A 13,370-nucleotide genomic window follows, 5' to 3' on the forward strand; every position below is an offset into this window, starting at 1 on the left:
CTCGCCCTCGACCGCAACCCGCGGGTGGAGGTCTCCGACGTCGACCTCCTCGCGGCCGGCTGGCACGTGCTGCGGGCGACGACGTTCCGCTACCGCGGAGACGACGGCGAGTGGACGACCCTCACGCGCGAGACCTACGACCGGGCAACGGGGCGACGATCCTGCTCTACGACCCCGACCGGCGCACCGTTCTGCTCACCCGGCAGTTCCGCTACCCCGCCTACGTCAACGACCACCCCGACGGCATGCTCATCGAGACCGCCGCAGGCCTGCTCGACGACGACGATCCGATCACCGCGATCTGCCGCGAGGCCGAGGAGGAGACGCGGGTGCGGGTCGACGAGGTGCAGCACGTGTTCGACGTCTACATGAGCCCGGGATCGGTCACCGAGCGGCTGCACTTCTTCGCCGCGGCCTACGACGGCGCCCAACGCGAGGGCGACCGCGGGGGCCTTGCCGAAGAGAACGAAGAGATCGAGATCGTCGAGTACGACATCGACGTCGCGCTGGCGAAGATCCGCGACGGATCGATCCAGGATGCCAAGACCATCATGCTGCTGCAGTGGGCGGTGCTCGACGGGCCCTTCGCCCGGTACTGAGGCACGGCATCCGAGATCGGGCTCCGGGCTCCGGTTTCCGGGCAAAGAAAAGACCCTCCGCGCACCCGGTAGAGCCTGGTTACCCTTGCTACGTTTCCGTCCTGGGGGAGTTGGCCGGGATACCGCCACGCGGAGAGCCGTCTACAGCCTACCCGACGCGAACGGGCGCTCGTGGTCACCGGCGCCGCGCGGGCACTGCTGTCAGCGCGGCCGCACGACCACCGGAAACCCCGCGAACCGCAGCCGCACGGCCTCGTCGGGTTCGCGACGATCGGAGGCGTCGTGCTGCACCGCGACGATCGTCCCGTCGGCCAGACGCACCGAGGTGCGCCGGAGCGATCCGAGGAAGCTGGACGCCACCACCGTGGCATCCACTCCCCCGGAATCGAGCGTGAACGCGACGTCCTCGGGGCGGACGTACACCGAGACGTCCCCCTCGACGGGTGGACCCAGCACGGGCAGGACCCGCCCGCAGACCTCGACCTCGGCGCCGCGGGCGACGCCCTCGAGGACGTTGCTGAGACCCACGAAATCGGCGACGAAGGGCGAGACCGGACGACGATAGAGCTCCTCGGGCGTGCCGATCTGCTCGATGACGCCGTCGTGCATGACGGCGACACGATCGGCGACGGCGAGAGCCTCTTCTTGATCGTGCGTGACGAACACCGTCGTGATGCCGAGATCGCGCTGGATGCGACGGATCTGCTCGCGGAGCTTCACGCGCACCTTCGCATCGAGAGCCGACAACGGCTCATCGAGGAGCAGCACGCGGGGCCGGGTGACCAGCGCGCGGGCGAGGGCGACGCGCTGCTGCTGACCGCCCGAGAGCTCGTGCGCGTAGCGACCGCCGCGGTCGCCGAGGCCGACCATGTCGAGTGCCTCCTGCACGCGCACCGCCCGACGCGCCGCGTCGACCTTGCGCATCCGCAGGCCGAACTCGACGTTCTGCGCCGCGGTGAGGTGCGGGAAGAGGGAGTACGACTGAAACACCATCCCGATGTCGCGCTTGTCGACGGGCACGCGCGACACGTCGGTGCCGTCGATCGAGATGGTTCCCGCGTCGATCCGGTCCAACCCCGAGAGGGCGCGGAGCAGCGTCGTCTTTCCGCAGCCCGAGGGACCGAGGAGGGCGACGAACTCCCCCGGACGCACGTCGAGGCTCACTCCGCGCAGTGCCACGTGGGGCCCGAAGGACTTGTGGATGCCGGCGAGCGAGACCGCGGTCCCGGTGACGGTCAGCGGGCCGGTGAGGGGCGCAGCGGTGGGAGGGGGGACGTTCATGAGGTTCTCCGGGAGGGTCGGAAGGAGCCGAGGCGGCCGATGACCAGCAGCAGCACGAACACGAAGACGAGGGCGGCGAGAGAGAAGATCGCAGCGACGTAGGGGTCGCTCTGCTGCAACAGGAAGAGGGCGGTCTGAAAGGTCGTGCGCGACAGGAACGACGCGATCGTGAACTCGCCCAGCACCACCGCGACCGTCAGCAGGCACGCCGACAGGATGCCGCGGCGAAGGTTCGGGAGGATGACGCGGAACACGGTCGGGACGACCCCCGCTCCCAGCGACCGCGCCGCCTCGCCCAGGACGACCACGTCGAGGGCGGCGATGTTCGCCTGGATCGGTCGGTAGGCGTACGGCAGCACGATGACGCCGATCGCGAACGCCAGGGTCCACGCGGCACTGCCGAACGCCCCCGAGACCACCTTGTAGACCGGCACGAAGCCGACCACCAGCACCACCGTGGGCACGGTCAACGGCAACAGACACACGAACTCCACCACGCGGCGCATCGCCGGGTAGCGCATCTCGACCAGCAGAACAGTGGGCACGAGGACGAGCAGCACGATCGCGACGGTCACGACGCAGATGCCCAGCGAGTTGCTCAGCCCGCGGAACAGGCCGTCGTAGGTGAACTCCTGCGCCGGATCGACGATCGCCGCGTAGTGCACGAGCGTCAGGGCACCGGGGTCACCCGAGACGCGGAACGTGAACAGCAGCAGGGCGACCAGCGGCAGCGCGAACGCGGCGGCGGCGACCACGAGAACAGCCACGGCGCCCGAGCGGCCAAGGGCCGCGCCCACCGGCCGGCTCACCGCCGCCACCGCCGCGCGCGACGATCGAGGACCGCGTAGACGGTCATGACGACCGCCATCACCACGACCATGCCCAGCGCCAGGACACCGGCGGTGTTCGCCAGACCGGGGATGGTCTCGCTCGTCACCTGCTGTTTGATCGCGAGCGGCACGATGCCGCCCTGATCGATGAGGGCCGCCGCCGTGGCGAAGGACGAGAACGCGCTCGCGAACACGAGGATCGTCGACCCGCCGAACGCCGGCGCGAGGAGGGGGGCGGCGATACGCGTCCAGTAGACCCGTCGCGGAGCGCCCAGCGTCGCCGCCGCTTCCGCCCACTGCGACTGCAACCCCGTCAGGGCGGGGAGAAAGGTGAGCACCATCAGGGGCACCGAGAAGTAGACGTACGGGAAGACGAGCCCGCCGACCTGATAGAGCAGAGGACCGTTCGGGGTCAGCGAGTTCAGGTCGAGACCGAGACTCTGCTTGAGCCACACCGTGAGCACACCCTGCGCGCCCATCAGGGAGATGAACGCGAAGGCGAGCATGATCCCGCCGAACTGCGCGAGAGCGCTGCACGCCGAATCGGCGGCGGAGCGCACCCACCCCTCGGGGTCCATCCCCGCGAGGGCCACGCAGATGATCGCCCCGAGCACGGCCGAGATCGCCGCGACCACGGCCGAGAGCCACAGGGAGTTGACGAAGGTGGTGACGATGAAGGGCGAGACGAAGGCCGAGAAGTTCGACAGGGTGAACTCCCCCTTCGCGGTGAAGAACCCGCTCGCCACGGCGTAGACGGTGGGGATGGCGAGGAACAGCAGAACGTAGACGGCGAAGGGCGAGAAGCCCCACCAGCCCAGGCTCCGGCGTCGGAGAAGTCCGACGCCGGAGCGGGGGGTGGCCGTCGCGATCCGAGCGGAGGCGGCGGTCATGGGGCGATCAGCCGATCGCTGCCGACCAGGTCGACCCGAGCACCTTCGCGGCGGCGGCCGCCTGGTCGCTCGTGAGCTGCACGAATTGCGCCGGCGGCTCGCCGACCTTCTGCAGCACCGACTGATCGACCGTGCCGTTGGCCATCATCGCCTTCAGCGTCGAGGGGTACGCCCCCGAGGCCAGGTAGAGGTTCTGCACCTCGGGGCTGTAGAGGTACTCCTCCCACAGGCGCGCGGCGGCGGGGTGCGGGGCGTCGACGTTGACGGCCTGGTTGTAGTAGCTGCCCAGCGCGACGCCGGGGAGCACGACCGTCTTCCAGTTCGGGTTGCCCGACGAGCCGCCGTCCGGGCCCCACGCGAGGTTGTTGTAGCTCCACTGGATCACCACGGGGGTCTCGCCCGAGGCGACGGTCGCCTGCGTCGGCAGGACCGACAGCATGTTGCCCGCCTTCTTCAGCTTCGAGAAGAAGTCGACGCCGGCGCTGATGTCGTTCACGCTGCCGCCGCTCTGCAGAGCCGCCCAGTAGACGGCGCTCGCGGCCTCGTTGGCCTGCGTCGGGTCGCCCTTGATGGCGACCTTGCCCTGGAACTCGGGCGAGAGCAGGTCGGCGACCGAGGTGGGAGGGGTGGTGATGACCGAGGAGTCGTAGCCGATCGACATCAGCCCCGTGTAGTCATAGAACCAGGAGCCGTTCGGGTCCTTGAAGTCGTCGGGGATGTCGCCCCAGTTCGACACCGTGTACGGCGTGACCAGGTCGAGGTTCTGGCTCAGCACGGCGGTGCCGATGTCGAAGACGTCGGGAGCGGTGTCCTGACCCTTCTGCGACTGGGCGGCCGCGACCTCGTCGGCGCTGGAGCCGTTGGGGTTCTGCGAGTCGATCTGAATGTCGGGGTACTTCGCTTGAAAGCCCGCGATGATCTTGCCGTAGTTGGCCCACGACGGCGGAAGGGTGATGACGTTCAGCTTGCCCTCGGCGTTGGCGGCGGCGACGAGGCCGTCCATTCCGCCGAAGTCGGCGGCGCTGGTGGCCTTCTGCTTCTGTTCGAGCGTCATCGAACCGGTGGCGGCGTCGGAGGCGCCGGAGCACGCCGAGAGCGTCACGGCGACGGCGGCGACGGCCGCGGTCGCGACGACGGCGCGCACGAGGCGGCGTGCCGTCACGGGGGTGGAGGAGGGCATGGGAGTCCTTTCGGGCGGGTACTCGAGTGGAGAGGGAGAGGCAGCGAAGGAGGAGTCAGAGGATGCCGTGGCGCTCGAGGGCGTCACGGGCGAAGCCGAGAGCGGTGGTCATGCCGATGCCGCTGGTCACGGACGCGATCACGAGACCCGGCCGCGGCGAGGCCAGCAGGTACGGCGAGACCTCGCTCGCGGCGTAGACGCCGCGCCAGCGTCGGCGGACGCGGAGGGAGTCGACGCCGAACAGTCGGCGGAACCGCTCGAGGAGCAGCTCGTCGAGGGTCTCGTCGTCGAACGGGTCGAGGGTGCGCTCGTAGTGGTGGGTGTCCCCGATGACCACGCGTCCGCCGGGACGTTGGGTGGCCATGAGATTGACGACGTGGGTCACCAGCTCGGGGTCGGTCGCGGCGAGTTCGGCGCGAACGCCGTCGGCGGCGGCGGTCTCGGCGAAACCGCCGTAGCGCAGCAGCGAGGTGCCGGTGAAGAGTGCGGGGTCGAGGGGCGTCGCGTGCGGGGCATCGATCTCGAGCATCCGCAGGCGGCAGCGGCGCACCGCGCCCTCGCCCGCGATGTCGGGGAACAGGCGGTCGACGTCGTGACCGACGCACACCGCGACGGCGGTGGCGGGGAACCAACCGGCGGCCGTCCGCACGCCGTCCTCCCGCAGATCCACCACGTTCTCGCCGAATCGGATGTCGACGCCGAGCTCCCGCAGATGCCCGATGAGGGCGGGGATCACCGTCGGCGCGTCCACGCGCAGGTCGCGGGCGAGGAATGCTCCCCCCACCGCGTCCGGCGCCGCCCATCCCAGGCGCGCGGCCACGTCGCGGGGTCGCAGGATCTCGGCCTCGCCGGGGCGCGCCGCAGCGAACTCGTCGAGCACCGCCATCTCGGCATCCGTGCGGGCGACCACGACCGTTCCGCTCTCGCGCACCTCGATGCCGGCGCTCGCCGGGAGCGTCAGCCAGGCGTCGCGGGCGACCTCGGCGTACTGCCGCGCCAGCCCGGCCTGAGCGCTCGTGCAAATGTGACCGAAGTTGCGCACGCTCGCGCCGACGGGGCGATCGTCGCGGTCGAGGACGATCACCGACAGACCGGAGCGGACCGCGTGCCACGCGTGAGCGAGGCCGACGATGCCCGCACCGACGACGACGAGATCGACGGGGGACGCAGACGGGGTGTTCACGCCGACGAGTCTTACCCGTCGACGGGGTCGAATCCGCTCGCTCGCGGCACTTGTCATGCGATGTTCACCCGACGAGGACGTCGCCTATAGAGGGGTCTGTCGAAGGTGAACGGCGACCGAACATTGCCTATGCGGGTGGCATGCCGCTCACTTGTGTTGACAAGCTGATCCCATGCTCCTCCACGAAACCGTTCACTCGTCGCTGCGCGAGCGCATCGTCAGCGGAACCCTGGCGGTGGGCACGCCTCTGCCCTCGACAGCGGAACTGTGCGTGGAGTTCGGCGCGTCCCGGGGCCCGGTGCGACAGGCCCTCGCAGCTCTCGCCGCCGAGGGCCTCATCGCGACCGGTCAGGGCCGCGTGCCCACCGTCGCGCGCGCCCCGCTCGCCCAGGACATCGACGACTTCTTCTCGTTCTCGGCGTGGGTGTCCTCGCTCGGGCGCACCCCGGGCCAGCGCACGCTCGAGATCGCCGTCCGTCGTCCCTCCGACGCCGTCGCCGCCGCTCTCGACCTGGACGACGACGCGCGGGCCGTCGAGCTCGTGCGCGTCCGGTCGATCGACGGCGAACCGGTCATGATCGAGCGCACCGCCTTCGTCGAGCCGGTGGGCCGACTGCTGTTCGACCTGGACCCCGACGCGGGCTCGATCTTCGCCGGGCTCCTCGCCCGGGGCGTGGCGCTCGATCAGGGCGAGCACACCATCGACGCGGTCGCCGCCGATGAGACGGATGCCGCAGAGCTCGGTGTCGAGCCCGGTTCCCCGCTCCTACGGGTGAGACGTGTCACGCGGTCGGACGACGGCGAGGCGCTCGAGGTCTCGGACGACCGGTACCGCCCCGATCGCGCCGCCCTCATCATCCACAACTCCCGCTCGCGGGGTCCCGCCGGACCCCACGCCTCGCGCAGTATGACTCCGGAAGGTTCTCGATGACCGTCTCGCTCCTCTCCCTCGACATGGCCGGCACGACGATCGACGAGGGCGGCGTCGTCTACGAGCTGCTCTCGCGGTGCGTGGCCGACGAGCTCGGCTCCCCCGTCCCCGCCGACGTCCTCGCGCCCTGGACGGGAACCGACAAGACCGAGGCCATCCGCGGGCTGCTGACCACGCTCGGGGGCGATCCCGCGCGCACCGAGGCCGTCTACGCGGGCTTCGCCGCGCAGCTCGACGAGGCGTACGCGGCCGCGACGCCGACACTGTTCCCGGGAGTCCGCGAGGCGATCGCCTCGCTCCGCGCCGCCGGGGTCAAGGTCGCCCTGCAGACCGGGTACACCCGAGAGGTGGCCGAGGGGCTGCTCGCGAGAGTGGGTTGGGAGGTGGGGATCGACGTCGACGCCCTCGCGACGTCCGAGCTCGTGACGGCGTCGCGACCGGCCCCGTACCTCGTCTTCCGCACCATGGAGCTCACCGGCACCCGCTCGGTCGCCGAGGTGCTCGTCGCGGGAGACACCCCCAACGACCTCGCGGCCGGAACCGCCGCCGGCGCCCGTTTCGTCGTCGGCGTGCGGACGGGGGCCGGGTCCGCTGCCGACCTCGGCCGATCGCGGCACACCCACCTTCTGGACGGCGTCGCCGACATCCCCGCGCTGCTGGATGCCGCGGGCGAGCTTCCGGCCACATGAGCCCCGCGCGCAAACTGCTCCTCGTCGGCATCGACGGGCTCCGGGTCGACGACGCCCTCGGCTCCCCCGCCGCGGCCCCGCGGCTCGCCGCGTTCGCCGCGGGCGGTCGGCTGCTTCCCCTGACGATGGAGGTGCCCACCGTCTCGGGGCCGGGGTGGTCGTCGCTGCTGACGGGCACGCGCCACACCGAGCACGGCGTCATCGACAACCTCTTCACCGGGCATCGACTGCGTCGCCACCTCGATCTGCTCGCTCGCGCAGTGGTGGACCGCCCCACGGCCACCACCTTCGCCGCCGCCGATTGGCCACCGCTCGTCGATCCGGCGGGGCCCGGTCCGATCATCGCCCCGAACCCCGACCGCGAACGCACGGGGCTGCACACGGTCGTCCTCCGCGACGGCGAGACCCACGGATACGGACCCATGGATGCCGAGATCGCCGCCGCCGCGCGGGCGCACCTGCGTGCCGTGGGCCCGGACGTGTCGTTCGTGTACCTCGGTGAGGTCGACGAGGCGGGTCACCGCTTCGGGGGAATCGCTGCGGAGTACACCGCCGCGATCCGCCGGGTCGATGCGCTCCTGGGCGGGATCCTGGACACCGTGGCGGAGCGCGCCGCCGCGCACGGGGAGGATTGGCTCGTCGCCGTCACCACTGACCACGGGCACCTCGACTCCGGCGGTCACGGCGGGGACGCGGCGGTCGAACGTCGTTCGTTCCTCGCGCTCGGCCGTGTGGGTGCAAGCGCCCCGCTCCCCCATCCCGTGGGAATCGAGCCCTGGCAGGTCGTGGACCTGCTGCGGGCGGATCTCGTTCGTTCCTGAGGCGGCCAGGGTCGAGAACGACGGGACGGCCAGGGCATCAGCGCCCCGGCCGTCCCTCATCCGCCGCGTCAGCGCTTCAGACGCAGCGTCACCAGCTGGAACGGACGCAGGTCGAGCTCGACCACTCCGTCCGTCGTCCTCGACACCGCCGTTGCCTCGACCTCGCGCTCGAGCAGGTCCGTCTCGACGACACCGGCGAGAGCGAACCCGGCCTCGAGGTGCGCGCGCGTGCGCTCCCCCAGAGCCTCGTAGAGGCGCACGAGCACATCCCCCGAGCCGTCCTGAGCGAGCTTGACCGCCTCGACGACGACGCCGGGCCGGTCGATCGCGACGAGCGGGGCGACCGCCGTCTCGGCGGCATCCGGAATCGTCCGCTCGGGCAGGTTCGTGCGGTACCCCTCCGTGACGGCGTCGATCACGTCGGCCCCCACGACGATGCCCACCTCGAGGTGATGAGCGCCCTGGTCCTGACCGGGGTCGGGGAAGGTCGCCGCGCGGATGATCGAGAGGCGCACGAGCGACGAGGTCCCACCGGCGGCGCGCTCGTGGCGTGTGATGTCGTGGCCGTAGGTGGAGTCGTTGGTGACGGCAACGCCGAAGCCCGGCTCGGCGACCCGCACCCAGCGGTGCGCGGCCGTCTCGAAGCGTGCCGCATCCCACGAGGTGTTCGTGTGGGTGGGGCGGACGATGTGCCCGAACTGGATCTCCGAGGCCGCGCGATCGGTGTGGACGTCGACGGGGACACCGAGCTTGAGCAGCTTCTGCTGCTCGTGCCAGTCGACGTCGAGCGACAGACGCACGGTGCGGGAGCCGTTCGCCAGGGCGATGCGCGTGACGATCGTGGACGCGCCCGTGCTGCGCTCGATGACGACAGCGTGGCCGTCCAGGCGCACGGCGTCGGCGGAGTCGAGGGGGGTGACGTGGCGCCGGTAGGTCTCGTCGATGTCCCATGCGTCCCACTGGGTGGGCGTATCGCGGAACACCTCGAACAGCCCCGCCGCGCGATCCGCCGGCACGACCTCGCGGCCGCTGGCCACCTCAACCAGCGAGGTGAGCAGACCGCGTCCGTCGATGACCGCGCGCACGATGCCGTTGTCGAGGACGAAGCCCTCGCCGTCCGCCCGCGGGGCGACGTCTCCCGCGGGTGCCGCGGAAGCGATCGCGAGGGCGGGAGCGCCGGCGCGGCGGTGCGGGGCCGCGTTGGCCACGACCGCGTGGTCGCCGGTGCCGACGAGCGCGCGCAGGCTGTCGGCGATGATCTGCTCGAGCTCGGTCGCGATGGCCGCGTAGTTGCGCTCGGCGTCGCGGTGCACCCAGGCGATCGAGGTGCCGGGCAGGATGTCGTGGAACTGCTGCAGCAGCACCAGACGCCACAGGCGCTGGAACGCCTCGGCGGGGTATTCCGCCCCGGTGCGGACGGTCGCGGTGGCCGCCCACAGCTCCGCCTCGCGCAGCAGGTGCTCGCTGCGGCGGTTGCCCTGCTTGGTGCGCAGCTGGCTGGTGTAAGTGCCGCGGTGGAACTCGAGGTACAGCTCCCCCGCCCACACGGCCGGGTCGGCGTACTCGGCCTCGGCCGTCTCGAAGAACTCCCGCGGGGTCGAGTGCTTCACGATCGGGGCGCCCTCGAGCGAGCCCGTGCGCGCGATCGTCGCGGTCATCTCGCGGGTGGGGCCGCCGCCGCCGTCGCCGAAGCCGTAGGGAAGGAGCGAGGTGCGCGCCCGGCCCTTGTCGGCGAAATTGCGCTCGGCGTGCGCGAGGTCGGCCGCTGTGACCTCGGAGTTGTACTTGTCCACGGGCGGGAAGTGGGTGAAGATGCGCGAGCCGTCGATTCCCTCCCACCGAAAGGTGTGGTGCGGGATGCGGTTCGTCTCGTTCCACGAGATCTTCTGCGTGAGGAACCAGCGGGCTCCCGCGGCCTTCATGATCTGCGGCAGGGCGCCGCTGTATCCGAAGGAGTCGGGCAGCCACACCTCTTCGGTGTCGATGCCGAACTCCTCGAGGAAGAACGTCTTGCCCTCGACGAACTGGCGGGCCATCGCCTCGCCGCCGACCATGTTGGTGTCGGATTCGACCCACATGCCGCCCACCGGCACGAAGCGTCCCTCGGCGACGCGCGCCTTGAGGCGCTCCCACAGCGCCGGGTAGTGCTCCTTCATCCACGCGAACTGCTGCGCCGACGAACTGGCGAAGACGAACCCGGGGTCTTCGTCCATCAGCGAGAGCACGTTGCTGAAGGTGCGCGACACCTTGCGGGCGGTCTCGCGCACCGGCCAGAGCCACGCCGAGTCGATGTGGGCGTGGCCCACCGCGTGAAGGACATGGGCGCTGGATGCCGCGGGCGCGGCGAGCAGCGGAGCGAGCACGTCGCGACCGGCCCGTGCGGTACCGGCGACGTCGTGGGGATCGACCGCGTCGATCGCGGCATCCATCCCCTCGAGGAGGGTCGCGCGGCGCGCCGAGGTCGCGTCGAGCTCGGCCAGCAGACCGTGGAGCAGGCGGAAGTCCTGCAGGAGTTCCCACACCGCGACGTCGCGGAGTGCGATCGACATCTCGCGCAAGACGTAGAGGGGGGCGTCGCCCGCCGTCACGGGGTCGCCGACCGGGGTCGGCTCGAAGGTGAAGAGGCTCCCCACGTCGGGGTTCGACGCGGCCTCGACGAGGACGTCGATCCGGCCGTCGGCGTCGATCGCGGCGGCGGTGGCGTTGTTGAACGGCGAGATGCCCTTGATCGGGGCCCCGTCGCGGTTCCAGATCAGCGCCTCGCACTGGAAACCGCTCTGCCCGGCCGTGAACCCGAGGTCGACGACGAATTCGGCGACGGTGCCCGCGGGAAGGACCCCCGAGTCGTCGCGCCACGCGGCGGGGGTCTCTCCCGACACGGCAAACCAGGTCGTCCCCCACGCCCGGCCCCACGGCGTTCCGATCGCGAAGGGGCGGTATTCGGCATCCCGAGCCTCGTCGAAGGTGACCGGCTCGCCGGGGGCCTCCCACGCCGAGATCTCGAGGGGCTGACGGTCGCGGTAGACGGCGGGGGCGAGACGCTCGCGGACGAAGCGTTCGATACGCATCTCGATGAGCGCGGTGCGGTCGTGCATGAAGTGGGTTCCTTGTCTGGGGGGACGGGTCAGCCCTTGACCGCGCCGGCGAGAGCCGACGGGCCGCCGAGTCCGCGCTGCACGAGGACGTACAGGCCGAGCACCGGAAGGGAGTAGACGATCGAGTAGGCCGCGAGCTGGCCGTAGGCCACGGCTCCGAACGACCCGAAGAAGTTGAAGATGCTGACGGCGGCCGGCTGGTAGTCAGGGCTGAGCAGCAGCACGAAGGGGACGAAGAAGTTCCCCCACGCCTGGATGAAGGTGAAGATGAACACCACCGCGATGCCCGGGCGCATGAGGGGCAGCACGATCTGCACGAGCGTGCGCATCGACCCCGCGCCGTCCATCCAGGCCGCGTGCTCGAGCTCGACGGGAACCCCGTCCATGAAGTTCTTCATCATCCAGATCGCGATCGGCAGGGCGCTCGCGGTGAGGAAGAGGATCGTGCCGCCGATCGAGTCGATCAGGTTGAGCTGGACGAACAGGCTGTAGACGGGCACCATGATCGCCGTGATCGGAAGGCACGTGCCGAACAGCACCGCGTAGAGGAAGGGCTTGCCGACGCGCATCTTGTACCGCGAGAGCGGGTAGGCCGCCAGCGAGGCGAGCACGACCGTGGCGATCGAGGTGCCCCCGGCCAGAAGCACGCTGTTCCACAGGGGCTGGAAGAGCAGGTCGGGCTTCATCACGGCCGCGAAATTGTCGAGGGTGACGACCTCGGGCATCTTGATCGCCAGCGTGGGCTGCGCGTCGAGCGAGGCCGTGACGAGCCACACGAGCGGGACCACGAACAGGATGCCGACCACGATCAGGAGCGTGTTGGCGACGACGCGGAGGGCGCGCGTGCGCGGCGACGACAGCGACGCCTTCTTGCGCGCGGGGGCGCGGCGGGCCGAGCGGACGCGCGCTCCGGTCACCTCGGGGAGGGTGGCGGTGGTCATGACGAGACCTCCTCGCGCAGAGCGCGGACGTAGAAGAACGAGAAGATCGCGCCGATGAGCAGCATGATCGTGGCGATCGCGGTGCCGTAGCCGAGCTCGCCGAACTTCAGACCTTGCTGGTAGGCGAGGATCGGCAGCGTCGTGCTCTTGGTGCCGGGGCCACCGCCGGTCATGACGAAGATCAGCGTGAAGACCGACAGGGTCTGCAGCGTCACGATCATCGAGTTCGTGCCGATGGTCGAGCGGATCATGGGGATCGTGATGAGGAAGAGGCGCTTGATGCCGCTCGCCCCGTCGACCTCGGCCGCCTCGGTGATCTCGGGCGGCACGTCGGCGAGGGCCGCCGAGTAGACCATCATCGAGAACGCCGTCCCGCGCCAGATGTTGGCGAAGATGACCATGAGCACCGGCATCGTGAAGAGCCAGCTGACGGGGTCGAGACCGAAGAAGCCGAGGATCACGTTCAGGGTTCCGTTGTCGCGGAAGAACGCGTACGCGGCGAAGGCCGCGACGATCTCGGGCAGGACCCACGCGGTGACGACGATCGTGCCGACCACCGCGGTGACGACGCGATTGCCCGAGCGCATCATGAGGGCCAGGGCGAGCCCCAGGATGTTCTGACCGATCACGGCCGAGAAGAACACGAACACGATCGTGTTGACGACCGCCACGGGGAAGTCGGGGGCCTTGAAGAGCTGGGTGTAGTTGTCGAGGCCGATGAACTGGCTCGCGACGGCGGTCGAGCCCGACAGGGTCGCATTGGTGAGCGAGCCCCACAGCGACACGAGGATCGGTCCGAGCAGGAACACCGCGAGCAGCAGCGCTGCGGGAAGGAGCGGGAGCGCCCGGGCCGAGGACCGGAGGCCGCGCGTGGTGGCGCGCGACCTCCGGTCGGTTCCGGTCGCCCCGGTCTGAGCCAGGGCGGTCACG

Annotated in this window: 12 protein-coding genes and 1 other RNA gene; 4 read left to right on the forward strand and 9 right to left on the reverse strand. The window is 70.5% G+C overall.

The genetic code is table 11. The features are described 5' to 3' along the window. Positions 1-110 precede the first annotated feature (110 nt). Positions 111-599, forward strand: coding sequence for an NUDIX domain-containing protein (locus tag OVA26_RS13960; RefSeq protein ID WP_268104489.1), 489 nt, complete (start codon positions 111-113; stop codon positions 597-599). Positions 600-644: 45 nt separating this feature from the next. Here OVA26_RS13960 and ffs read toward each other — a convergent pair. The 6 genes from ffs to OVA26_RS13990 form a co-directional block, all read right to left on the reverse strand. Next, positions 645-741, reverse strand: an RNA gene (gene ffs / locus OVA26_RS13965) — signal recognition particle sRNA small type. Between the two features lie 59 nt (positions 742-800). Beyond that, positions 801-1,880, reverse strand: a complete 1,080-nt coding sequence (locus tag OVA26_RS13970; protein ID WP_268104490.1) for an ABC transporter ATP-binding protein — start codon at positions 1,878-1,880, stop codon at positions 801-803. Then, complete coding sequence (locus OVA26_RS13975; protein WP_056229916.1) at positions 1,877-2,689, reverse strand: ABC transporter permease; 813 nt, start codon at positions 2,687-2,689, stop codon at positions 1,877-1,879. Before OVA26_RS13975 ends, OVA26_RS13970 begins: the two co-directional genes overlap by 4 nt. Beyond that, entirely contained in the window at positions 2,686-3,600 is a 915-nt protein-coding gene (locus tag OVA26_RS13980) for an ABC transporter permease (RefSeq protein ID WP_268104491.1), read from the reverse strand. The genes OVA26_RS13975 and OVA26_RS13980 overlap by 4 nt, the downstream gene beginning before the upstream one ends. A 7-nt stretch (positions 3,601-3,607) precedes the next feature. Then, complete coding sequence (locus OVA26_RS13985; protein WP_268104492.1) at positions 3,608-4,780, reverse strand: ABC transporter substrate-binding protein; 1,173 nt, start codon at positions 4,778-4,780, stop codon at positions 3,608-3,610. Positions 4,781-4,835: 55 nt separating this feature from the next. Continuing rightward, positions 4,836-5,963: a TIGR03364 family FAD-dependent oxidoreductase gene (locus OVA26_RS13990; RefSeq protein WP_326493369.1), complete on the reverse strand. Its 1,128-nt coding sequence runs from the start codon at positions 5,961-5,963 to the stop codon at positions 4,836-4,838. Between the two features lie 172 nt (positions 5,964-6,135). Here OVA26_RS13990 and OVA26_RS13995 point away from each other — a divergent pair, with 172 nt between their 5' ends. The 3 genes from OVA26_RS13995 to OVA26_RS14005 are packed head-to-tail and all read left to right on the forward strand — an operon-like array spanning position 6,136 to position 8,404. Beyond that, positions 6,136-6,894, forward strand: coding sequence for a GntR family transcriptional regulator (locus tag OVA26_RS13995; protein ID WP_268104494.1), 759 nt, complete (start codon positions 6,136-6,138; stop codon positions 6,892-6,894). Next, entirely contained in the window at positions 6,891-7,583 is a 693-nt protein-coding gene (locus OVA26_RS14000) for a phosphonatase-like hydrolase (RefSeq protein WP_268104495.1), read from the forward strand. Before OVA26_RS13995 ends, OVA26_RS14000 begins: the two co-directional genes overlap by 4 nt. Continuing rightward, positions 7,580-8,404 carry an alkaline phosphatase family protein gene (locus tag OVA26_RS14005; RefSeq protein WP_268104496.1) on the forward strand — a complete coding sequence of 275 codons (825 nt, stop codon included), beginning with the start codon at positions 7,580-7,582 and terminating at the stop codon, positions 8,402-8,404. Before OVA26_RS14000 ends, OVA26_RS14005 begins: the two co-directional genes overlap by 4 nt. A 68-nt stretch (positions 8,405-8,472) precedes the next feature. Here the strand turns inward: OVA26_RS14005 and OVA26_RS14010 are convergent, their stop codons facing one another. The 3 genes from OVA26_RS14010 to OVA26_RS14020 are packed head-to-tail and all read right to left on the reverse strand — an operon-like array spanning position 8,473 to position 13,369. After that, positions 8,473-11,499 carry an alpha-mannosidase gene (locus OVA26_RS14010; RefSeq protein ID WP_268104497.1) on the reverse strand — a complete coding sequence of 1,009 codons (3,027 nt, stop codon included), beginning with the start codon at positions 11,497-11,499 and terminating at the stop codon, positions 8,473-8,475. 29 nt (positions 11,500-11,528) lie between these two features. Continuing rightward, the gene (locus tag OVA26_RS14015) at positions 11,529-12,440 is read right to left on the reverse strand and encodes a carbohydrate ABC transporter permease (RefSeq protein ID WP_143017913.1); all 912 of its coding nucleotides are present in this window, start codon (positions 12,438-12,440) and stop codon (positions 11,529-11,531) included. Further along, positions 12,437-13,369: a carbohydrate ABC transporter permease gene (locus tag OVA26_RS14020; RefSeq protein ID WP_056229602.1), complete on the reverse strand. Its 933-nt coding sequence runs from the start codon at positions 13,367-13,369 to the stop codon at positions 12,437-12,439. Before OVA26_RS14020 ends, OVA26_RS14015 begins: the two co-directional genes overlap by 4 nt. Between the last annotated feature and the right edge of the window lies 1 nt (position 13,370).

This window comes from Microbacterium sp. SL62, from assembly GCF_026672635.1.
Taxonomy (GTDB): Bacteria; Actinomycetota; Actinomycetes; order Actinomycetales; family Microbacteriaceae; genus Microbacterium; species Microbacterium testaceum_A.